General features: G+C 70.0%; 19 protein-coding genes. 12 read left to right on the top strand and 7 right to left on the bottom strand.

Going from position 1 to position 20,581, the window contains the following annotated elements; translation table 11 throughout:
- Positions 1-10 precede the first annotated feature (10 nt).
- The 3 genes from JCR33_RS16270 to JCR33_RS16280 are packed head-to-tail and all read right to left on the bottom strand — an operon-like array spanning position 11 to position 2,345.
- Positions 11-646 carry an amino acid ABC transporter permease gene (locus JCR33_RS16270; RefSeq protein WP_232372617.1) on the bottom strand — a complete coding sequence of 212 codons (636 nt, stop codon included), beginning with the start codon at positions 644-646 and terminating at the stop codon, positions 11-13.
- Between the two features lie 47 nt (positions 647-693).
- Complete coding sequence (locus tag JCR33_RS16275; RefSeq protein WP_211110348.1) at positions 694-1,485, bottom strand: amino acid ABC transporter ATP-binding protein; 792 nt, start codon at positions 1,483-1,485, stop codon at positions 694-696.
- A 23-nt stretch (positions 1,486-1,508) separates the two neighbouring features.
- Positions 1,509-2,345, bottom strand: a complete 837-nt coding sequence (locus JCR33_RS16280) for a transporter substrate-binding domain-containing protein (RefSeq protein WP_198883163.1) — start codon at positions 2,343-2,345, stop codon at positions 1,509-1,511.
- A gap of 195 nt (positions 2,346-2,540) precedes the next feature.
- Here JCR33_RS16280 and JCR33_RS16285 point away from each other — a divergent pair, with 195 nt between their 5' ends.
- Complete coding sequence (locus JCR33_RS16285) at positions 2,541-2,948, top strand: DUF4112 domain-containing protein (RefSeq protein WP_211110349.1); 408 nt, start codon at positions 2,541-2,543, stop codon at positions 2,946-2,948.
- 53 nt (positions 2,949-3,001) lie between these two features.
- On the opposite strand, the gene alaS is transcribed toward JCR33_RS16285, so the two are convergent.
- Positions 3,002-5,647: an alanine--tRNA ligase gene (gene alaS, locus JCR33_RS16290; RefSeq protein ID WP_198883164.1), complete on the bottom strand. Its 2,646-nt coding sequence runs from the start codon at positions 5,645-5,647 to the stop codon at positions 3,002-3,004.
- Between the two features lie 153 nt (positions 5,648-5,800).
- Here alaS and JCR33_RS16295 point away from each other — a divergent pair, with 153 nt between their 5' ends.
- From JCR33_RS16295 to JCR33_RS16335, 9 genes are all read left to right on the top strand, one after another.
- The gene (locus JCR33_RS16295; RefSeq protein ID WP_198883165.1) at positions 5,801-6,475 is read left to right on the top strand and encodes an aspartate/glutamate racemase family protein; all 675 of its coding nucleotides are present in this window, start codon (positions 5,801-5,803) and stop codon (positions 6,473-6,475) included.
- Entirely contained in the window at positions 6,472-6,903 is a 432-nt protein-coding gene (aroQ, locus tag JCR33_RS16300) for a type II 3-dehydroquinate dehydratase (protein ID WP_198883166.1), read from the top strand. The genes JCR33_RS16295 and aroQ overlap by 4 nt, the downstream gene beginning before the upstream one ends.
- A gap of 135 nt (positions 6,904-7,038) precedes the next feature.
- Positions 7,039-8,166 (top strand): zinc-dependent alcohol dehydrogenase family protein, encoded by a 1,128-nt coding sequence (locus JCR33_RS16305; protein ID WP_198883167.1) that lies wholly within the window; start codon positions 7,039-7,041, stop codon positions 8,164-8,166.
- A 518-nt stretch (positions 8,167-8,684) separates the two neighbouring features.
- Complete coding sequence (locus JCR33_RS16310; RefSeq protein ID WP_198883168.1) at positions 8,685-10,055, top strand: efflux RND transporter periplasmic adaptor subunit; 1,371 nt, start codon at positions 8,685-8,687, stop codon at positions 10,053-10,055.
- 36 nt (positions 10,056-10,091) lie between these two features.
- Positions 10,092-13,256, top strand: a complete 3,165-nt coding sequence (locus JCR33_RS16315; RefSeq protein WP_198883169.1) for an efflux RND transporter permease subunit — start codon at positions 10,092-10,094, stop codon at positions 13,254-13,256.
- A gap of 76 nt (positions 13,257-13,332) precedes the next feature.
- Positions 13,333-14,103 (top strand): VOC family protein, encoded by a 771-nt coding sequence (locus JCR33_RS16320; protein WP_198883170.1) that lies wholly within the window; start codon positions 13,333-13,335, stop codon positions 14,101-14,103.
- A 55-nt stretch (positions 14,104-14,158) separates the two neighbouring features.
- Positions 14,159-14,359: a hypothetical protein gene (locus JCR33_RS16325; protein WP_198883171.1), complete on the top strand. Its 201-nt coding sequence runs from the start codon at positions 14,159-14,161 to the stop codon at positions 14,357-14,359.
- A gap of 138 nt (positions 14,360-14,497) precedes the next feature.
- On the top strand, positions 14,498-15,562 hold the full coding sequence (gene ada / locus JCR33_RS16330; RefSeq protein WP_198883172.1) for a bifunctional DNA-binding transcriptional regulator/O6-methylguanine-DNA methyltransferase Ada: 1,065 nt from the start codon (positions 14,498-14,500) through the stop codon (positions 15,560-15,562).
- The gene (locus tag JCR33_RS16335) at positions 15,549-16,250 is read left to right on the top strand and encodes a 2OG-Fe(II) oxygenase (RefSeq protein WP_332461214.1); all 702 of its coding nucleotides are present in this window, start codon (positions 15,549-15,551) and stop codon (positions 16,248-16,250) included. Before ada ends, JCR33_RS16335 begins: the two co-directional genes overlap by 14 nt.
- 69 nt (positions 16,251-16,319) lie before the next feature.
- On the opposite strand, the gene JCR33_RS16340 is transcribed toward JCR33_RS16335, so the two are convergent.
- From JCR33_RS16340 to ilvA, 3 genes are read right to left on the bottom strand one after another with little or no spacing between them, the layout of a single operon-like run.
- Entirely contained in the window at positions 16,320-17,048 is a 729-nt protein-coding gene (locus JCR33_RS16340) for a pyridoxine 5'-phosphate synthase (RefSeq protein ID WP_198883174.1), read from the bottom strand.
- Positions 17,045-18,043, bottom strand: a complete 999-nt coding sequence (gene pdxA / locus JCR33_RS16345; RefSeq protein WP_198883175.1) for a 4-hydroxythreonine-4-phosphate dehydrogenase PdxA — start codon at positions 18,041-18,043, stop codon at positions 17,045-17,047. Before pdxA ends, JCR33_RS16340 begins: the two co-directional genes overlap by 4 nt.
- Positions 18,043-19,329, bottom strand: coding sequence for a threonine ammonia-lyase IlvA (gene ilvA / locus JCR33_RS16350; RefSeq protein ID WP_198883176.1), 1,287 nt, complete (start codon positions 19,327-19,329; stop codon positions 18,043-18,045). The genes pdxA and ilvA overlap by 1 nt, the downstream gene beginning before the upstream one ends.
- Positions 19,330-19,501: 172 nt before the next feature.
- Between ilvA and JCR33_RS16355 the strand changes: the two genes are divergently transcribed.
- Entirely contained in the window at positions 19,502-19,852 is a 351-nt protein-coding gene (locus JCR33_RS16355; RefSeq protein WP_198883177.1) for an SH3 domain-containing protein, read from the top strand.
- Positions 19,853-19,898: 46 nt separating this feature from the next.
- Complete coding sequence (locus tag JCR33_RS16360) at positions 19,899-20,354, top strand: YaiI/YqxD family protein (RefSeq protein WP_198883178.1); 456 nt, start codon at positions 19,899-19,901, stop codon at positions 20,352-20,354.
- The last annotated feature ends 227 nt before the right edge of the window (positions 20,355-20,581 follow it).

Here is a 20,581-nt window from a genome sequence, read left to right on the forward strand (position 1 = left end):
CAGCCCCGCCTCACGCCTGGCGCCACTTGAAGCGCGTCTCCAGCCAGCGGGAGAAGACGACGAGCGGCAGGAAGAGCACGATGTAGGCGATCGCCGCCATCATCAGCGGCGAGGCGTTGCCGGAGAAGGACTGGGCGGTGGTCGCCTCGCCGAGGATGTCGGGCAGGCCGATGACCATGCCGAGGGCGGTCGACTTGGTGATGGCGATGGCGCGGTTGGTGAGCGGCGGCACCGTGAGGCGGACCGCCTGGGGCAGCACCACGGAAAGGAGCGTCTGGGTGAAGGTGAGGCCGGTGGAGCGGGCCGCCTCCCACTGGCCCTTGTGAATCGACAGGATGCCGGCCCAGAAGATCTCCTCGGCGAAGGCGCCGAGGGTGAGGCCGAGCACCAGCCAGATCACGACGAAGGCGCTGAGCGACAGCCCCACGTTGGGCAGCCCGAAATAGGCGATGAGGATGATGACGAGCGGCGGCAGCGCGCGGAACACGTCGGAGAAGGCGACGATCGCGATGTTGAGCGCCTTGATGCGGTAGGCGCGCAGGCAGGCGAGGAGGAGGCCGAGGACGATCCCGCTCACCACCACCAGCACGGCGAGCTGCAGCGTGACGCCCATCCCGCCGATGATGGCGGGGAGGTATTTCGCCATCACCGTTTCGTTGAAGAAGGTATCGAGAAACCTCTCGAACGGTCCCATCAGTGGCTGACCCGGGAGAGGAAAGTCTGGGTGCGCGCCTCCTTGGGGGCGCGGAAGATCTCCTGCGGCGAGCCTTCCTCCACGATGACGCCGCCGTCCATGAAGATGACGCGGTCGGCGGCCTCGGCGGCGAAGCGCATCTCGTGGCTGACGACGAGCATCGTCATGCCCGCCTCGCGCACCTTGCGCATCACGTCGAGCACGTCGCCGACGAGCTCCGGATCGAGGGCGGAGGTGGGCTCGTCGAAGAGCATCACCTTCGGCTCCAAGGCGAGGGCGCGGGCGATGGCGACGCGCTGCTGCTGGCCGCCGGAGAGCTGGGCGGGGTAGTTCTCCGCCTTGTCGGCGAGGCCGACGTCGGAGAGGGCGGCCATCGCCTTCTCGCGAGCGGCGCGGCGGGAGAGGCCCGAGACCTTGATCAGCGCGAGGGCCACGTTCCCGAGCGCCGTCTTGTGCGGGTAGAGGTTGAAGGACTGGAACACCATGCCGATGCGCCGGCGGGCCTTGTTGAGGTCCACCTTGGGGCCGGTGATGTCGACGCCCTCCACCACCACCGCGCCGGACGTCGGCTCCTCGAGGCGGTTGCAGCAGCGCAGCAGCGTCGACTTGCCGGAGCCGGAGGGGCCGATGAGGAAGACCATCTCGCCCGGCGTCACCTTGAGGTCGATGCCCTTGAGGACGTCGACCGTGCCGAAGCTCTTGTGCAGCGCGATGAGCTGCAGGATCGGCGTGGCGTGCGGGGCCGAGCCGCCCGACCGGGCGGCGGCGGTGGCGAGGGGGCTGTCGGTCATCGGCGTGGGCTCGGGCTGGTCGCTCAGGAGCAGGAGAGCTCGTGCTCGATGTCCTGATAGCCCTCGAAGCCCGGCTCGCCGTAGCCCGGCTGGACCACGACGGCGGCCGAATCCTCCGCCGGAGCGAAGCCGAACCACTTCTCGTGCAGCCCGGCGATGAAGCCGTCGGCCTTCATGCACTCGAGCGCCGCCTCGATCTTGTTGCGCAGCTCCTCGTCGCCCTTGCGGAAGGGCATGCCCCAGACGAGGCCGGTCTTGTAGAGGTAGGAGTTGGCGAGGTTGGGGTTCTTCTTCACCGCCCAGGCCGAGGCCGTGTTGCCGGCGACGTTGGCGAAGGCGCGACCCGACAGCACCGCCTGGACGGCGTCGGAGTTGGTGCCGTAGCTCTCCACCGTCCAGCCGATCTCATCCTCGAGGCCGCGCGCCCAGCTGTCGTAGACCGAGCCCTTGTTGACGGCGATCGTCTTGCCCTCGAACTGCTTGAGGTCGGTGATCTCGGGCGCGCCCTTCTTGGTGATGAAGAGGTAGTCGGTGTTGAGATAGCCTTCGGAGAAGAGGAGGTTCGCCGCCCGCTCCTTGGTGATCGTGGTGGGCGCGACGATGAAGTCGTAGGTGCCGGCCTGCAGTGCGGGCAGGAGGCCCGACCACTGGGTGGCGGTGAGGTCGATCTCGGCACCGAGGCGGTTGGCGAGCTCGTCGGTGAGATCGACGTTGAAGCCTTCGATACCGCCGCCGAGCTTGGGCATCGCATGGGGTGCGAATGTGCCGTCGATAGCGGTCTTGTAGGAATCCTGCGCGACCGCCGGGCCGGCGAGACATGCTGCGAGGCCGAGCGCTGCGAGGCGGACGGTGATGGTCATGAAGCTCTCCCGCATGGTGTGTTTTCTCCCGATGCTTGCGAAAGCCATGCCAATCCGCGCCGGCCTGTCGCGCCGGAAAACTTGAAGTGCGGCGTGCAAGGACTAAATTCCTTTCGCCCGTGACCCTGGACCCTTCGCCATCGTGAGAGGAACCGGAGCGGGAGTGACAGTATTTCTTCTTGCGAGGAGAGAACAATGGCACCCACTCTGACGATGCGTCGGGCTCCGGGGCGCGGCGCGACGTATAGCGCTGCCGCGTCCGCAACATCGGTGCGGGAGCTCGATGAACTCGCGCACTGGCTCGATTCGAAATTCAGCCTGTTTGGGATCCGCTTCGGTCTCGATTCGGTGCTCGGCCTGGTGCCGGGGATCGGAGACTTGGCGGGCTTCGGCCTGTCGGCCTATCTGATCGCCCAGGGGTACCGGATGGGCGCGCGCAAACGCACCCTCGCCCGCATGGCGGCCAACGTCGCCGGGGACACCGTGTTCGGCTCCATCCCACTCGTGGGATCGGTGATCGACGTGTTCTGGAAGGCGAACCGCGCCAACATGGTGCTGCTGAAAAAGGACCTCGCGCGGCCCGGCGTCATCCGCCGCACCTGATCGTCGCCTCGAGGACGGGCACCCCCCGCGAAGGGGGTGGCGTCCGTCCTCGATCAGCCGGCCATCGCGCCGGCGATCGCCTCGATGGCGGCGTCGGCCTTGTCGGCATCGGGGCCGCCGGCCTGGGCCATGTCGCGCCGGCCGCCACCGCCCTTGCCGCCGAGCGCCTCGGAGCCGGCCCGCACCAGCGCCACGGCGTCGAAGCGGTCGGTGAGGTCGCCGCTGACGGTGACGACCACGCTCGCGCGTCCGTCGGCCTTGCCCACGATGGCGACCACCGCCGAGCCCGCCGCCTCGCGCGCCTCATCGGCGAGGCCCTTCAGCGCCTTGCCGGGCAGCCCGTCGACCACGCGGCCGACGAAGGTCACACCCGCCACCTCCCGCGCCGCTTCGGCCTGGGCGGGGCCGGCGAGGGCGAGGCGCTTCTTCACGTCCTCGAGCTCACGCTCCAGTTTGCGGCGCTCCTCGACGAGGGCTTCGGCGCGGCCGGGCGCCTCGTCGGTGGAGACGCGCATCGCCGAGGCGACGGCGCGCAGCTTGGCGCGCTGGTCGGCGACGTAGCGGCGGGCGGCCTCGCCCGTCAGCGCCTCGATGCGGCGCACGCCCGAGGAGACGGCCCCCTCGTCGGTCAGCACCACGAGGCCGATGTCGCCGGTGCGCCTCACATGGGTGCCGCCGCACAACTCCACCGAGAAGCGCTTGTTGCCTTCCCGGCCCATGGAGACGACGCGGACCTCGTCGCCATATTTCTCGCCGAAGAGGGCGCGGGCACCGGACTGCATGGCGTCCTCGATGCCCATGACGCGGGTGTCGACCTCGTCGTTCTCGCGCACCCGCAGGTTCGCCTCGGCCTCGACGCCGGCGATCTCGTCGTCGGTCATCGGCTTGGCGTGGGAGAAGTCGAAGCGCAGCCGCTCCGGTGACACGAGCGAGCCCTTCTGCGCCACGTGATCGCCCAGCGCCCGGCGCAGGCACTCGTGCAGGATGTGGGTGGCGGAGTGGTTGGAGCGGATCGCGTTGCGGCGCGTGGCGTCGACCTCCAGCGTCAGGCCGTCGCCCACCTTCAGCGTGCCCGACTTCAGCGTGCCGCGGTGGACGAAGAGGCCGTCGGCCACCTTCTGGGTATCGGCGATCTCGAACACGGTATCGCCGGCGAAGGCGAGGCCGGCGTCGCCCACCTGGCCGCCCGATTCGCCGTAGAACGGCGTCTGGTTGAACACGAGACGCGCCTCGGTGCCGGCGATGAGCATGCCCACCTCCGCCCCGTCCACCACGATGGCGGCGAGCGCCCCGTCGGCGGTGGTGGTCTCGTAGCCGAGGAATTCGGTGGCGCCGAGCTTTTCGCGCAAGCCGAACCACACCTTCTCGTCCGTCGCCTCGCCCGAGCCCGCCCATGAGCGGCGCGCTTCGGCCTTCTGGGCCTCCATCGCGGTCTCGAACCCGGCCCGGTCCACGGCGATGCCGCGCGGGCGGAGGGCGTCCTCGGTGAGGTCGTAGGGGAAGCCGAAGGTGTCGTAGAGCTTGAAGGCGGTCTCGCCGGGGAGGGCGGCGCCTTCGGGAAGCTCGGACACGGCCTCTTCGAGGAGCGTCAGGCCACGGGTGAGGGTGCGGCCGAAGCGCACTTCCTCCGCCTCGGTGGTCTCGACGATGAGCGCTTCGGCGCGGCGAAGCTCCGGATAGGCCTGGCCCATCTCTCGCACCAGCGCCGGAACGAGCTTGTGGAACACCGGCTTGGTGGCTCCCAGCATGTTCGCATGGCGCATGGCGCGGCGCATGATGCGGCGCAGGACGTAACCGCGGCCCTCGTTGGAGGGGAGGACGCCGTCGGCCATCAGGAAGCAGGTGGCGCGCAGATGGTCGGCGATCACCTTGAAGCTCGGGACGAGATTGCCCTCGCCGTCGCGCGACTTCGCGCCGATGGCTTCCTCGGCGGCGGCGATGAGGTTGCGGAAGAGGTCGATCTCGTAGTTGTCGTGAACCCCTTGCAGGATCGTCGAGATGCGCTCGAGCCCCATGCCGGTGTCGATGGAGGGCTTGGGGAGGTCCTTGCGGATCTCCGGCGTCTCCTGCTCGTACTGCATGAAGACGAGGTTCCAGATCTCGATGAACCGGTCGCCGTCCTCTTCCGGCGATCCCGGAGGGCCACCCCAGATGTGGTCGCCGTGATCGTAGAAGATCTCCGAGCACGGGCCGCAGGGGCCGGTGTCGCCCATGCGCCAGAAATTGTCGTCCGTCGGGATGCGGATGATGCGGCTTTCGGGGAGGCCCGCAACCTTCTTCCAGAGGTCGAAGGCCTCGTCGTCCTCGGCATAGACGGTGGCGAGCAGCTTGTCGGCCGGCAGCCCGTATTCCTTCGTGATCAAGGTCCAGGCGAGGTCGATCGCGCGCTCTTTGAAGTAGTCGCCGAACGAGAAGTTGCCGAGCATCTCGAAGAAGGTGTGGTGACGCGCGGTGTAGCCGACGTTTTCGAGGTCGTTGTGCTTGCCGCCGGCGCGCACACACTTCTGGCTCGTCACGGCCCGGTCGTAGGGGCGGTGCTCGGCGCCGGTGAAGACGTTCTTGAACTGCACCATCCCCGCGTTGGTGAAGAGCAGGGTGGGGTCGTTGCGCGGCACGAGCGGGCTCGACGGCACGATCTCGTGTCCGTTCTCGGCAAAATAGTTCAAAAACTTCGAGCGGATATCGTTGACGCCACTCACGGGTGTCGGCTCCTCACGTCTAGGTTCCGCCGAGGTAGCGGCTTGGCGGACAATTGTCGACGGGCCTTTGCGCGTTGACGGGGCGCAGACGGGCCGCCAATCTCGCCGGCGCGGCGGTAGATCTTCGTAACGGCTTGGGAAAGACGACAGAATATGGGTGGAACCATCCTTCTCATTAATCCGAATTCCAACCCGGAGGTCACCGCGGGGATGGCCCGGGCCGTCGCGCCGCTGGGGCTTGCCGGCGGGCCGGCGCTCGAATGCATGACGATGGCCTCCGGCCCCTTCGGCATCGAGACCCAGCGCCACGTGGAGGAGGTGACGCTCCCCTTGCGCGAGATCGTCGCCTCGCGCGGCGACGTCGACGCCTTCGTGATCGCCTGCTTCTCCGACCCCGGCCTCGCCGTGTGCCGCGAGGCGACGACGCGCCCGGTGCTCGGGATCCGCGAGTGCGCGGTGATGTCGGCGCTGATGCAGGGCGACCGCTTCGGCGTGGTGGCGCTCGGCCCGTCCTCGATCAAGCGCCAGTATCGCGCGTTCCGCGAGATGGGCGTCGACGGGCGCTGCGCCGGCTCCGCGCCGCTCCACCTCTCCGTCGCCGCGGCGGAGGAGGCGGCCGCCTATCCGAAGGTGAAGGCCGCCGCCGAAAGCCTCCTCGAAGCCGGTGCGGAGACCATCATCCTCGGCTGCGCGGGGATGACGCGCCACCGTGCGCCGCTCATCGCCGAGCTGGGCGTCCCGGTGATCGACCCCACCCAGGCCGCCGCCGCCCAGGCGCTGGGGCTCGTGCTCCTCGCGCGCGGTGGCGAAATGCGGGCGGCCGCGTGAGCGTCTTCATCATCAACGGGCCCAACCTCAATCTTCTCGGCAAGCGTCAGCCGGAGATCTACGGCCGCGAGACGCTCGCCGACGTCGAGGCCGCCTGCCACGCCCGCGCCACCGAGCTCGGCATGACGGTGCGCTGCCATCAGTCGAACGCCGAGCACGAGATCATCGAACTGATCCACGAAGGGCGCGAGGCGGCTGCCGGCATCATCATCAACCCCGGCGCCTTCAGCCACACCTCGGTGGCGATCCTCGACGCGCTCAACACCTTCGACGCGCCGGTGATCGAGGTCCACATCTCCAACATCCACAAGCGGGAGGCCTTTCGCCATCATTCCTACGTCTCGACGCGGGCGGACGCGGTGATCGCGGGGTGCGGCACCGAGGGCTATCTGTTGGCGCTGCAGCGGATGGCGACGCTCCTCGCCTGAGGCGCGCCATGCGTTCCGGCGGGGGTCGGCCGCCTATGACCCTCGCCCCGCGGCTTTCAAAGCACGGCGCGGGCGTGGGAGACTGCGCGGCCGGTTTCGGCCGGTGCCCAAGGACCCGACCATAAGAGACGAGCCATGCAGAGCCGCGCCGCCATCCTCTCGGCCTTTCCGGCCGAACGTCCCTACGCCACGTCGAAGCCGCTTTCCATCGAGACCGTGGAGCTCGACGACCCGGGTCCCGGCGAGGTGCTGGTGCGCGTCGTGGCGGCCGGCCTCTGCCATTCCGACCTCTCCGTGATCAACGGCGACCGCCCGCGGCCGATGCCGATGGCCCTCGGCCACGAGGCCGCCGGCATCGTGGAGCGCTGCGGGGAGGGGGTCGACGATCTGTCGCCCGGCGATCACGTGGTGATGGTGTTCGTTCCGTCCTGCGGCTCGTGCGCGCCGTGTGCGGAGGGGCGGCCCGCCCTCTGTGAGCCGGGCGCCAAGGCGAACGGGGAGGGGACGCTCCTGTCGGGCGCCCGCCGGATCCACTGGCACGGGGCCGGCGTCTACCACCACGTGGGCGTGTCGGCCTTCGCCGACCTCGCGGTGATCTCGCGCCGCTCCCTCGTCAAGGTGGACAAGGCCTTTCCCCTGGAGCGGGCGGCCCTCTTCGGCTGCGCGGTGCTGACGGGGGTGGGCGCCGTGGTGAACACGGCGGCGGTCAAAGCCGGCCAGTCGGTGGCCGTCGTCGGGCTCGGCGGGGTCGGCCTCGCCGCCCTGCTCGGCGCCATCGCCGCCGGCGCGGCCGAGGTGATCGCCATCGACGTGAACCCCGAGAAGCTCGCCTTCGCCCGTTCGCTCGGCGCCACCGGCACCTTCGAGGCGGGCGCCGACACCGCGGGCGAGGTCAAGGAGGCAACGCGCGGCGGCGTCGACACCGCCATCGAGACGGCCGGCGTCATGGCGGCGTTCGACACCGCCTACAAGGCGACGCGCCGGGGCGGGCAGACGGTGACGGCGAGCCTTGCGAATCCCGCCGCCACCTACCCCCTGCAGCACCTTTCCATGGTGGCGGAGGAGCGCACCCTGCGCGGCTCCTATCTCGGCGGCGGCGTGCCCTCGCGCGACATCATTCGTTACATGCGCCTCAACGCGGCGGGGCGTCTTCCGGTCGAAAAGCTCCACACCGGAACGAGCCCGCTCGACGAGATCAACGAAGGTTTCGATGCCCTCGCCGACGGCGCCGTGGTGCGGCGTCTGATCGACCTGACGGCGTAGCGCCGTCTTGGGAGGATGGCCGCGGCACCCTGTCGCGCGTGGCTCCCACATGGATGAAATGTAAGGAAACCTCTCCGCGGCGGCGATTCGCGGACGCCGTCGGCCTCGGCGATCCGCAGCGCTCGCCGCGGACGAAACAGCCATGTTTCGTCAAGATGTTGCCGCGGGAAAGTCGACGGAGCTCGTCGGCCGGAGGTCCATTCCGGCGGCATATCCGGAGCCGGTCTCCGGATGTCGATGGCGTGCCAGACTGTTTCTAAAAGTTTCCAATATTTTCAGACTAGGCATTGTACGGGCATTGTGCAGTAGCGAAAAGCTGGCGCCGGCGGCGATTGCAAAGCGCGGTCATCGTCACCATAAGTGCTACGGCACGAACTCGTCCCCCCTCGGACCTTTGGTTCGCCTCGAACTCGCCCGGACCGCGGCCGTCGCGGAGGGCAGCAGGAGACGTTTGGCTCGCCTGCGGATGCGGAAGGCAAGGCATGAGTGATTTGAGCTTGCGGGCGGCGGTTGTCGCGATGTTTGCGATATTTGCCGCGGGCGGAACCGCTTTCGCCCAAGCGCCCGGCGGTGGCAGACCACCCACACCCGTCACCGTGGTGACGCTGAAGGAGGCGGAGGTCACCTTGACGTCGATCCTGCCGGGGCGCGTCGTCGCCTCCGGCGTCGCGATAGTACGCCCGCAGGTGGACGGGATCATCGTGAGACGTCTGTTCGACGAGGGCGCCGAGGTGAAGCTCGGCGACCCGCTCTACCGGATCGACCCGGCGAGCTATGAAGCGAGCGTCGCCGCGGCGAAGGCGGCGGTGGCGCAGGCGAAGGCCACCGCCAACCAGGCGGAGAAGGAAGCGGCCCGGCAGGAGCGTCTGCAGGGGCGCGGCGTCGTCAGCGATCAGAGCCTCGAGACCGCCGTTGCGACCCGCGATTCGGCAGCGGCGGCGCTCCAGGTGGCCGAGGCGCAGCTCCAGTCGGCCCAGATCGACCTCCAGCGCACCACGGTTCGGGCGATGTTGTCCGGCGTGATCGGCCGCTCGCTGACCACCGAAGGCGCGCTCGTCACCTCGGGCCAGACGGACCCGCTGGCGGTCATCCGTCAGCTCGACCCGGTGCTCGTCGACGTGACCCAGTCGGCCGCCGAGATGCTGAAATGGCGTCGCGGCCAGACCCAGGCCGAGCTCGCCAACGCCGACCCGACGGTCACCCTCATCCTCGCCGACGGCAGCAAGTACGAGAAGACCGGCTCGCTGCGCGCGGCCGAGCCGCACGTCAACGAGAGCACGGGCGTGATCACGCTGCGTCTCGAATTCCCCAATCCCGACCACCTCCTGCTGCCCGGCATGTACGTGCAGGTGGAGGTGCCGCAGGCGGTGGCGAAGAACGTGGTGCTCGTGCCCCAAGAGGGGGTGACCCGCGACCGCCGCGGCCGGCCGATCGCCTACGTCGTCAACGCCGACAACGTGGTGGAGGTGCGCGAGCTCTCGATCATGCAGGCCCGGGACAACGACTGGGTGGTGAGCGAGGGCCTCGGCGACGGCGACCAGATCATCGTCGAAGGGCTGCAGAAGATCGCCCCGCAGGCGCCGGTGATGCCGCAGGAGCGCGGCGCGCCGCCGCCGGCCGCTCCGGCAGCGGCCAAGCCCGCCGCGCAAGCTGCCGCCGGGACGGCGCAGGCGGCCCCGGCGCCGTCGGCCGCAAAGCCCGCGCCGGCAGCGGCGGCCAAACCCGCCCCGGAGGCCGCGGCGAAGCCCGCGCCGGCGGCTCCGGCAAAGCCTGCGAGCGAAGCAGCGGCGGCCGCGCCCGCCGACGCCACGCAGGTTGCCGAAGAGACGGCACCGACGCGCCGACGGGCTCGCCCGGGCGGCGCGAAGTCCACGACCCCCTCGAACTGATCCTGATCCGCGAAACGCGACGACCCGGACGGTCCCATGGCCAAGTTTTTTATCGACCGACCCGTGTTCGCGTGGGTCATCTCGATCATCATCATGGGGATCGGCATCCTGTCGATCCTGGTGCTGCCGATCGCCCAATATCCGCAGATCGCGCCGCCGTCGGTGCGCGTCGGCGCGACCTACCCCGGCGCCTCGGCCGAGACGGTGGCCAACACCGTCACCCAGGTGATCGAACAGCAGATGACCGGCCTCGACGGTCTGCGCTACATCGATTCCAACTCCACCTCCGCCGGCAGCGTCGACATCAACCTCACCTTCGAGACGGGCACCGACCCCGACATCGCCCAGGTGCAGGTGCAGAACCGCCTCGCCCAGGCGACGCCGCTGCTGCCTGAAGCGGTGCAGCGTCAGGGCGTGACGGTGCGCAAGTCCTCCGCCGGCTTCCTCATGGTGATCGGCCTCATCTCCGAGGACGGCCGGCTCGACGAGGTGGACCTCGCCGACTACCTGAACTCCAACCTCGTCGACGAGTTCAGCCGCATCCCCGGGGTGGGGCAGGTCCAGGTGTTCGGCTCGCAATATGCGATGCGCATCTGGCTCGACCCCTCCAAGCTCGCCGCCTACGAGCTCTCCGCCATCGACATCGTCAACGCGGTGTCGGCGGAGAATGCGCAGATCTCCGCGGGCGCCTTCGGCAGCCTGCCGGCGGTCGACGGGCAGATGCTCAACGCCACCATCACCGCGCAGTCGCTGCTGCGCACGCCGGCCGACTTCGAGCAGATCGTGCTGCGCGCGGAGACCGACGGCGGCCTCGTCCTCCTCAAGGACGTCGCCCGGGTGGAGATCGGCGCCGAGCGCTACCAGACCATCTCGCGCTACAACCGTCAGCCGGCCTCCGGCATGGCGATCCAGCTCGCCTCCGGCGCGAACGCCCTCGACACGGCGACGGCGGTGCGCAAGCGCATCGACGAGTTCGCCCAGTTCTTCCCGGAAGGCGTCGCCTACGTCATCCCCTACGACACCACCCCGTTCGTGACGATCTCCATCGAGGAGGTGGTGAAGACGCTGGTCGAGGCGATCGTCCTCGTGTTCTTCGTGATGCTTCTGTTCCTGCAGAACATCCGGGCGACGATCATTCCGACCCTCGCGGTTCCGGTGGTGCTTCTCGGCACCTTCGGCGTGCTCGCCGTGGCCGGCTTCTCCATCAACACGCTGACGATGCTCGCGATGGTGCTCGCCATCGGCCTTCTGGTCGACGACGCCATCGTCGTGGTGGAGAACGTCGAGCGCATCATGGAGGAGGAGGGGCTCGGGCCCCGCGAGGCGACGCGCAAGTCGATGGGCCAGATCACCGGCGCGCTGATCGGCATCGCGATGGTGCTGTCGGCGGTGTTCGTGCCGATGGCCTTCTTCGGCGGGTCGACCGGCGTCATCTACAAGCAGTTCTCCATCACCATCGTGTCGGCGATGACGCTGTCGGTGGTGGTGGCGCTCACCCTCACGCCGGCCCTCTGCGCCTCCCTCCTCAAGCGACCGAAGGAGGGGCACGACAGGCGGCGCGGCCTGTTCGGCTGGTTCAACCGCGGTTTCGACGCCTCGCAGCACGGCTATAGTCGGACCGTGGGCGGCATCGTGCGGCGGCCGCTGCGCGTCGGGCTGCTCTATGTCGCCCTCGTCGGCGGCATGGTGTGGATGTTCATCAACACGCCCACCGGCTTTCTGCCGGACGAGGACCAGGGCATCATGTTCACCCTCGTCCAGGCCCCCACCGGCGCCACCGCCGAGCGGACGCTCAAGGTGATGTCGAAGATCGAGGACCACTTCCTCAACAACGAGACCGACGACGTCCAGTCGATCTTCACCGTGGTCGGCTTCTCGTTCGCCGGCAGCGGCCAGAACATGGGCCTCGGCTTCGTGCGGCTGAAGGACTGGTCGGAGCGCGAGGAGGCGAGCCAGAGCGTTCAGGCCATCGCCCGCCGCGCCTTCGGGGCGCTGATGCAGATCCGCGACGCGATGGTGTTTCCCATCGTGCCGCCGGCGGTGATCGAGCTCGGCAACGTGTCGGGTTTCGACTTCTACCTGCAGGCGCGCGGCGGCCAGACGCATGAGCAGCTCCTCGAGGCGCGCAATCAGCTCCTCGGGATGGCGATGCAGAGCCCGCTGATCGGCTCGATCCGCCCGTCGGGGCTCGAGGACGCCGCCCAGTTCAATCTCGACGTCGACTGGCGAGCCGCCGGCGCGATGGGGGTGACGGCGACGGACGTCGGCAATCTCCTGTCCACCGCCTGGGCGGGGTCCTACGTCAACGACTTCCTCGACCGCGGCCGGATCAAGCGCGTCTACGTGCAGGGCGAGCCGGATGCGCGGCGCAACCCGGAGGACATCGAGCGCTGGCGTGTGCGCAACGATGCGGGGGCGCTCGTGCCCTTCTCCAACTTCTCGGAGGGGAGCTGGCGGTTCGGGCCGCAGGGTCTGAAGCGCTACAACGGCGTGCCGGCGATGCAGATCCAGGGCTCGCCCGCCGCGGGCGTCACCACCGGCGAGGCGATGGCGGAGATCGAGCGGATCGTCGCCCAGCTGCCGGCGGGCTTCGACATCTCCTGGACGGGCCTGTCGCTGGAGGAGCGCGAATCGGGCGACGCCGCACCGCTCCTCTACGCGCTGTCGCTCGCCGCGGTGTTCCTCAGCCTCGCCGCGCTCTACGAGAGCTGGTCGATCCCCATCGCGGTGATGCTCGCGATGCCGATCGGCGTGATCGGCGCCCTCGCCGGCGCCTGGCTCGGCAACTTCGACAACGGTGTGTTCTTCCAGGTGGGACTGCTCACCGTCATCGGCCTGATGGGCAAGAACGCGATCCTGATCGTGGAGTTCGCGCGGGAGCGGGAGGAGGCGGGCGAACCCCTCCTCGACGCGGTGAAGGAGGCGGCGCGACAGCGCTTCCGCCCGATCCTCATGACGTCGATGGCGTTTTCCCTCGGCGTCGTGCCGCTCGTCCTGTCGACGGGCGCGGGCTCGGCGGGGCGCACGGCGATCGGCTCCGGCGTCCTCGGCGGCACCTTGTCGGCGACGCTGCTCGGCATCTTCTTCGTGCCGCTCTTCTACGTGGTGGTGCGGCGCATCATTCCGCTGAAGGAGAAGCCGCACGAGACCACCGACGGCACGCCGCCTCCTGCCGTGCCGGGTCCCGCACCCGCCGAATAACGACAGGCCGGCGCCCTCGGGCGTCGGCTTTGCTTTTGACCACGTCGCTGCTTCTGACCATGCCGCTGGAGGTGCCATGATCGCCGGTCTCGATCACGTCGTCATTCTCGTTCCCGACCTTGCCGACGCGATGGCTCGCTACGAGGCGCTTGGCTTCGTCGTCACCCCCGGCGGGCGGCATGACATCGGCTCGCACAACGCGCTGATCGGCTTCGGCGAGACGGGCTACATCGAGCTCATCGCCTTCGAGCGGGCGAACCCTCAGCACCGCTGGTATCAGGCCCTCGCCCACGGGGGTGGCCTGATCGACGTGTGTCTCGCGTCGGACGACATCGACCAGGATGCCGCGGCCCTTACCGGCGCGGGCGTGCCGATGGCGCCGGTCGTCGCGATGTCGCGCGAGAAGCCCGACGGGACGTGCCTTGCCTGGCGGCTCAGCTTTCCGGAGGGGGCGGACGCCGGCGTGATGCCCTTCATCATCACCGACGATACGCCGCGCGACCTCCGCCTGCCGGCCGCCGCGGCCCACCCGAACGGCGTGACCGGCATCGCTGCCGTGCGCATCGCGCTCGACGATCCGCTGGGAGCGGCGGCACGGCTCGGCCGTGTTCTCGGCGTCGCGCCGACGGCGCTCGCCCTTCCGTCCCTCGGCGCGACGGGCGCGCTGCTGCTGCTCGGCTCGGTGAAGCTGCAGCTCATCGGATCGGCGGGGCTTGACAGCCCCCTCGAGCATCATCTGCGGCGGCGGGGGGAGGGACCGCACTCGCTGGTGCTCACCACCGGCGCCGAGGTGCCCGATTGGTCGCTCGACGACACCCTCGGGGTCGCCATCGAGTTCGCCGGCTGAGGAGACCGGCGCACGGGGGTTGCGGCGAGCGCGCCGGAAGGAGAGGATCGGCCCCATGGATTGGCTTCTGGTTCGGATGGCGAAATGGGTGCACCAGCCACCCTCGCGCCGGTTCATCATCGCCGCGACCGCGGTGGTGATCATCGCGGCCGTTCTCTACACGGTGGAGCGCGCGGGCTATTGGCCCGATTGGGCGAGGGCGGACCGGATGGGTCGCCGTGGCGCCGGCATTCACGCGACCCCCATCGGTGACTGATCGGGGCGGCGACTGATCGAGGCGGCGACTGAGCGGGACGGGGCCGAGCGGATCGAGTTTGCGAGCAAGGTCCGGATGGTTCGGACGGCCGCGACGGGCCATCTGTCATCCTCGTAGAGCAAGCCGAGGGAGGCCCCGATGAGCGAGGTTATGGAAAGCACCGAGGACGAGGCGCGTTGGGTCGCGGTCTGCACGAGGAGCGCGGATGCCGACGGCGCCTTCGTGTACGCCGTCGGCACCACCGGGGTCTATTGCCGCCCGAGCTGCCCGGCGCGTCGGCCGCTGCGCCGCAACGTGCACTTCTTCGCCCTGACCGCCGAGGCGCGGGCGGCGGGCTATCGCGCCTGCAAGCGCTGCCGGCCGGACGAGATGAGCTCGGCCCAGACGAAGGCCCTCGCGGTGGAGGCCGCGTGCCGGACGATCGAGGCGGCGGATGTGCCGCCGACGCTCGCCGCCATCGCCGCGGCCGCCGGCATGAGCCAGCATCACTTTCACCGCACCTTCAAGGCTCACACCGGCCTCACTCCGAAGGCCTACGCCGATGCGGCGCGGGTGCGGCGCACCACGGCGGCCCTCGGGGCGGGGGAGACGCCGACGGCGGCCGCCTTCGGCTCCGGCTTCGGCAGCCTCTCACGCTTCTATGACGCCGCCGCCGAATGCCTCGGCATGTCGCCGTCGGCCCTGCGGGCGGGGGGCAAGGGCGAGGTGATCGTGGTGGCGCAGGCGCCGTCGTCGCTCGGGGTGGTCACCGCCGCCTTCTCAAGGCGCGGCATCGCCGCAGTGCGCCTCACCGACGATTTCGTCGAAGGGCGCGCCGGCATCGAGACCCTCTATCCGCACGCCCTGGTTGTGGATGGCGGAGAGGATTTCCGCGCTCTCGTGGAGGAGATCGTCGCCGTGGTGGAGGAGCCGCGGCTCGCCGAGGAGCTGCCGCTCGACATTCGCGGCACCGCCTTCGAGGAACGGGTGTGGGCGGCACTGCGTCGAATTCCCGTGGGCACCACCGCGACCTACGGCGAGATCGCCGCGGCGCTCGGCCGTCCCACCGCCCACCGCGCGGTGGCCCGGGCGTGCGCGATGAACAAGATCGCCATCCTCATCCCATGCCACCGCGTGGTGCGGTCCGACGGCACCCTCGCCGGCTATCGCTGGGGCGTCGCCCGCAAGGAAGCCCTGTTGAGACGGGAGGGTGCCGTTGCGTAGCGCCGATATCGACGCTCTCGACTGGGAGAGGATCGCCGCCGAGCTCGACACCTACGGCGTCGGCCGGACCGGCCGGCTCCTCTCCGACGAGGACTGTGACGAGGTCGCCGCCTTCTACGAGAAGGACCGCTTCAGGAGCCGCGTGGTGATGGCGCGCCACGGCTTCGGCTCCGGGGAGTACAAATATTTCGCCGCCCCGCTGCCGCGCCAGGTGGCGACGCTGCGCGAGGCGGTCTATCCGCACGCCGCGGCGATCGCGAACCGCTGGGCCGCGCGGCTCGGCACGCCGACCTTCCCCGAGACGCTTCACGGCATGCTGGAGCGCTGCCATGCCGCGGGTCAGGAGAAGCCGACGCCGCTCCTCCTGAAATATGGCGAGGGCGACTACAACTGCCTGCACCAGGACCTCTACGGCGAGGTCGCCTTCCCGCTGCAGCTCGTCGTACTGTTGACCGACCCGGCCGAGTTCGAGGGGGGCGAGCTGGTCCTCACCGAGCAGCGCCCGCGGATGCAGTCCCGCGCCGAGGTGGTGCCGTTGAAGCGGGGTGAGGGGGCGCTGTTCACGACCTCGATCCGCCCCAAGGCGGGCAGCAAGGGCGACTACCGCGTCAACATGCGCCACGGCGTGAGCCGCCTGCGCTCGGGCGAGCGCATGACCCTCGGAGTGATCTTCCACGACGCGGCCTGACGACGCGGCCTGACGGCGCGGGCCGAACCGCGCCCGCCGCAGTCGATCTCCGGCGGGCCGATCGGGCGCCTACTGGCCGAGGCGGCCTTGGACGATGCGGCGGCGCATCTCGGTGATCGCGGCCGCGAGGCCCATGGTGATCGCCTCGCCGATCAGGAAGTGGCCGATATTGAACTCGGCGATGGTCGGGATCGCGGCGACGCCGCCCACCGTGTCGAAGGTGAGGCCGTGGCCCGCGTGGCACTCGAGCCCCAGCGCCTCGGCCGCCTCGGCGGCCTGCTCGATGCGGGCGAGCTCGGCCGGACGCGTCGCCGTCGCCTCGCAGTAGCTGCCAGTGTGGAGCTCGACCACCGGGGCGCCGGCGCGGTGCGCCGCCTCCACCTGGGCGACGTCGGGATCGATGAACAGCGACACGCGGATGCCGCCGTCGGCGAGGCGGGCGACGGTGTCGGCAAGGCCCGCCGCGCCCTTCACGTCGAGGCCGCCCTCGGTGGTCACCTCGGTGCGCTTCTCCGGCACCAGGCAGCAGGCGTGCGGGCGCGTCGCGAGGGCGATCCCCACCATCTCCTCGGTGACCGCCATCTCGAGGTTGAGCGGGATGGCGAGCTTTTCCTTCAGCCGGCGAATGTCGTCGTCGCGGATGTGGCGGCGGTCTTCGCGCAGGTGCGCGGTGATCCCGTCGGCGCCCGCCTTCTCCGCCACCAGCGCGCCCGCCACGGGGTCGGGATGCGTGCCGCCGCGCGCGTTGCGCACGGTGGCGATGTGGTCGACGTTCACGCCGAGGCGCATGGGTGTCATCGAGGGCCTCCGTGGCGCCGCGCGGCGAGCTCGGCGGCAAGGTTGAGGGCGGCGATCAGACTGTCGGCGCGGGCGGTCCCGTGCCCGGCGAGCGTCAGCGCCGTGCCATGGTCGGGCGAGGTGCGCACGAAGGGAAGCCCCAAGGTGACGTTCACCCCCTCGTCGAAGGCGAGCGTCTTGATCGGGATCAGCGCCTGATCGTGGTACATGCAGAGCGCCGCGTCGTAGCCCGCCCGGGCCCGGGGGTGGAACATCGTGTCGGCCGACAGGGGCCCGGTGGTGGCGATCCCCTCCGCCGCGAGCCGCGCCAGTGCCGGCGCGATCGTGGCGATCTCCTCGCCTCCGAGCCGGCCGTCCTCGCCGGCGTGCGGGTTGAGGCCGGCGACGGCGATGCGCGGTGCGGCGATGCCGAAATCGGCCACGAGCGCGGCGTGGAGGATCTCGACCGTCTCCACGATGAGCGCCTCGGTGAGCGCGGCGGGCACGTCGTGGAGGGGGATGTGGATCGTCGCCGGCACCACGCGCAGGTCCGGCCCCGCGAGCATCATCACCGTGCGGCGCACGCCGGCGAGCTCGGCGAGATATTCGGTGTGGCCGGGGTGGGCGAAGCCGGCGCCGAGGAGGGCGGCCTTGTGGATCGGGTTGGTGACGACGGCCGCCGTCTCGCCCGCCATGGTGAGGGCGACGGCGGTGTCGATCGCTTCGATGACGGCGGGTGCCGTCGCCGCCTCGAGCCGGCCCGGGGCGAGTGGCACGGGCCGCGCGAGGGGGAGGACCGGGAGGGCGCGGGAAAACGCATCCGCCGCATCCGCTGCCGAGGCGACGCGCTCCACCGGCACCGCCGCGCCGAGGTGCGCGGCGAGGGCGCGGACGCGGTCCGGATCGTCGAGAAGCACGAAGGCCGGGCCGCCGTGCCTGAGGGCCTGCCAGGCGGCGAGGGCGATCTCGCCGCCGATGCCGCCGGGTTCGCCCATGGTGAGGGCGAGGGGGCGCATCAGATCAGGACGCCGGCGACGATCTCGTCCTCGGTGATGTCGCGATAGACGAAACCCTTCTCGTCCATGCGGGCGAGGAGGGCGTCGAAGTTGTCGCGCGAGGTGGTCTCGACGCCGAGCAGGATGGAGCCGAAGTTGCGGGCGCTCTTCTTCAGATATTCGAAGCGGGCGATATCGTCGTCCGGGCCGAGAATGTCGAGGAACTCGCGCAGGGCGCCGGGGCGCTGGGGCAGGCGCAGGATGAAATATTTCTTCAGCCCGGCCGCCCGCAAGGCGCGCTCCTTCACCTCCGGCAGCCGCTCGAAGTCGAAGTTGCCGCCGGAGGTCACGCACACCACGGTGCGGCCGGCGAGCCGCTCCGGCGGCAGCAGGCGGAGGGCGTCGATCTGCATCGCGCCGGCCGGCTCCAAGACGATGCCCTCGATGTTCAGCATTTCGAGGATCGTCTCGCAGAGCCGGTCTTCCGAGACGTGGAGCACCTGCGCCGGATGGCGGTTGGCGAGCGCGGCGAAGGAGTGGGCGCCCATCTGCGCCACGGCCGCCCCGTCGACGAAGGTGTTCATCGTCTCGAGCGTGACGCGGCGCCCGGCGACGAGGCTCTTCCGGAAGGACGGCGCGCCGGCGGGCTCCACGAACACGATCTCAGTCTCGGGGGCGCGGGCGGCGAACACCTGGGCAAGGCCCGCCGCGAGCCCGCCACCGCCGACCGGCACCACGAGCACGTCCGGCGGCGTCGGCATCTGGTCGAGGATTTCGAGGCCCACCGATGCTTGGCCCTCGATGATGTCGGGGTGGTCGAAGGGTGGCACGAAGGTCGCCCCGGTCTCGGCGGCAAACTCTTGGGCGGCACGGTTCGACTGGTCGAAGGTGTCGCCGATCAGGCGGATGGTGATGGCGTCACCGCCGAAGGTCTGCGTCTTCTGGATCTTCTGCTTGGGCGTCGTGATCGGCATGAAGACGGTGCCCGTCACGCCATATTTCGCCGCGACGTAGGCGAAGCCCTGGGCGTGGTTGCCGGCCGAGGCGCAGACGAAGTTGCGCATGTCGGGATGGGCGGCGAGCGCCTTGCGGAAGAAGTTCGCCGCGCCGCGCAGCTTGTAGGAGCGCACGGGGGTGAGATCTTCGCGCTTCAGGTAAATCTCGGCACGATAGCGTTCGGACAGAAAGGCGTTGCGCTGGAGCGGGGTGGGCTCCAGGAGCGGGCGCAACTCGGCCGCCGCCTCTTCGCAGCGGTCGAGAAAGCTGTCGCGCGGTAGCGCGTCGTTGTGGGCAGTGGCGAGGGTCATGGCGCCCTCCATACGCCCTTCGGCTTGCCGCGCCAACGGGTCGAGGCGTCGAGGATGGCATCGGGCCGGGGCGATCGCGCAATCGGGCGAAAGTGTGACATGGATCGCTGCGCTGGCGCGTGTGGTGGGTCACATCGAAAGGGAGAAAAGGATCATCGCCAAGGAGCCCACCATGACGACCCGCTCGCGCCTTCGCCGTCTCGTGCTTGCGGCGGCCCCCGCCCTTCTCGCGGTCTCTCCCCTCCAAGCTGCTCAGCTCCAGGCCGCTCAGCTCCAGGCCGCTCCGCCTCAGCCTGCTCCGTCTCGGGCGGCCCCGGTCGAGGTCGCCGCCTGCGTGGTGGACGTCGCCTCCTGGGATACTCTCAACGTGCGCGCCGGGCCGAGCATTCGGCACCGGATCCTCTTCGCCCTCCCGCCCGATGCGTGCGGCGTGGCGGTGGAGTGGGACGCCTGTCGCGGAAATTGGTGCCCGATCTGGTATGGCGGGCGGACGGGATGGGCCTCGGCGCGCTATCTCGGGTGAGCGCCGCGCCGAGGGCGCGTGAGGAACGAGGGAGTGGCGAACGGCGATGACGATCATCTACGTGGATGCCGACGCCTGCCCGGTGAAGGGGGAGACGCTGAAGGTCGCCGAGCGCCATCGCCTGGAGGTGGTGATCGTGTCGAACGGCGGCATCCGCCCGAGCGCCGATCCGATGGTGACGACGGTGGTGGTGCCGGAGGGGCCGGACGCGGCGGATCAGTGGATCGCCGAGCGCATCGGGCCCGGCGACATCTGCGTCACCGGCGACATTCCGCTCGCCGCGCGCTGCCTGGAGAAGGGCGCCCAGGCCGTGCGCCACAACGGCGACGCCTTCACGGCGGCGAACATCGGCCATCAGCTCGCGATGCGGGATCTGATGGCCGACATCCGTGCCGCCCACCCGCTCGCGACGGGCGGCGGCGGCAAGGCGTTCGGCAAGGCCGACCGCTCCCGCTTCCTGCAGACTCTCGACCGGATGGTGCGGGCGGCGCTCAAGGGGTGAGCAGCGCCCTGCCGGTGCCTTTGCGCGTAAGTGGGAGGCGGACGGCGCTGCGCGCCGGCATTGTTTTCTAGGGCGAGGGTGTTCCCCCTCGCGCTCCCCCATCTCGCCGATGGGCAGGGGTTCAGGAAAGACGACCGCTTCGCGGTCCTCTTGCCTGACACCCTGCGACAAGCTTGGGGCGGGTCGTGGGCGTGTCAAGGACAAGCCCTGCGGGCGCCTTCGGCGTC

This window comes from Acuticoccus mangrovi (genome assembly GCF_016411865.1).
Lineage (GTDB): Bacteria > Pseudomonadota > Alphaproteobacteria > Rhizobiales > Amorphaceae > Acuticoccus > Acuticoccus mangrovi.

Excerpts from the sequence above, each read along its gene's own strand:
- JCR33_RS16280 (WP_198883163.1), bottom strand. The coding sequence starts at position 2,345 with ATGACCATCACCGTCCGCCTCGCAGCGCTCGGCCTCGCAGCATGTCTC.
- JCR33_RS16310 (WP_198883168.1), top strand. The coding sequence starts at position 8,685 with ATGTTTGCGATATTTGCCGCGGGCGGAACCGCTTTCGCCCAAGCGCCC.
- JCR33_RS16355 (WP_198883177.1), top strand. The coding sequence starts at position 19,502 with ATGACGACCCGCTCGCGCCTTCGCCGTCTCGTGCTTGCGGCGGCCCCC.
- JCR33_RS16295 (WP_198883165.1), top strand. The coding sequence starts at position 5,801 with ATGGGTGGAACCATCCTTCTCATTAATCCGAATTCCAACCCGGAGGTC.
- JCR33_RS16270 (WP_232372617.1), bottom strand. The coding sequence starts at position 646 with ATGGCGAAATACCTCCCCGCCATCATCGGCGGGATGGGCGTCACGCTG.
- JCR33_RS16275 (WP_211110348.1), bottom strand. The coding sequence starts at position 1,485 with ATGACCGACAGCCCCCTCGCCACCGCCGCCGCCCGGTCGGGCGGCTCG.
- JCR33_RS16305 (WP_198883167.1), top strand. The coding sequence starts at position 7,039 with ATGCAGAGCCGCGCCGCCATCCTCTCGGCCTTTCCGGCCGAACGTCCC.
- JCR33_RS16340 (WP_198883174.1), bottom strand. The coding sequence starts at position 17,048 with ATGACACCCATGCGCCTCGGCGTGAACGTCGACCACATCGCCACCGTG.
- JCR33_RS16360 (WP_198883178.1), top strand. The coding sequence starts at position 19,899 with ATGACGATCATCTACGTGGATGCCGACGCCTGCCCGGTGAAGGGGGAG.
- JCR33_RS16315 (WP_198883169.1), top strand. The coding sequence starts at position 10,092 with ATGGCCAAGTTTTTTATCGACCGACCCGTGTTCGCGTGGGTCATCTCG.
- pdxA (WP_198883175.1), bottom strand. The coding sequence starts at position 18,043 with ATGCGCCCCCTCGCCCTCACCATGGGCGAACCCGGCGGCATCGGCGGC.
- JCR33_RS16285 (WP_211110349.1), top strand. The coding sequence starts at position 2,541 with ATGGCACCCACTCTGACGATGCGTCGGGCTCCGGGGCGCGGCGCGACG.
- ada (WP_198883172.1), top strand. The coding sequence starts at position 14,498 with ATGAGCGAGGTTATGGAAAGCACCGAGGACGAGGCGCGTTGGGTCGCG.
- JCR33_RS16320 (WP_198883170.1), top strand. The coding sequence starts at position 13,333 with ATGATCGCCGGTCTCGATCACGTCGTCATTCTCGTTCCCGACCTTGCC.
- JCR33_RS16325 (WP_198883171.1), top strand. The coding sequence starts at position 14,159 with ATGGATTGGCTTCTGGTTCGGATGGCGAAATGGGTGCACCAGCCACCC.
- ilvA (WP_198883176.1), bottom strand. The coding sequence starts at position 19,329 with ATGACCCTCGCCACTGCCCACAACGACGCGCTACCGCGCGACAGCTTT.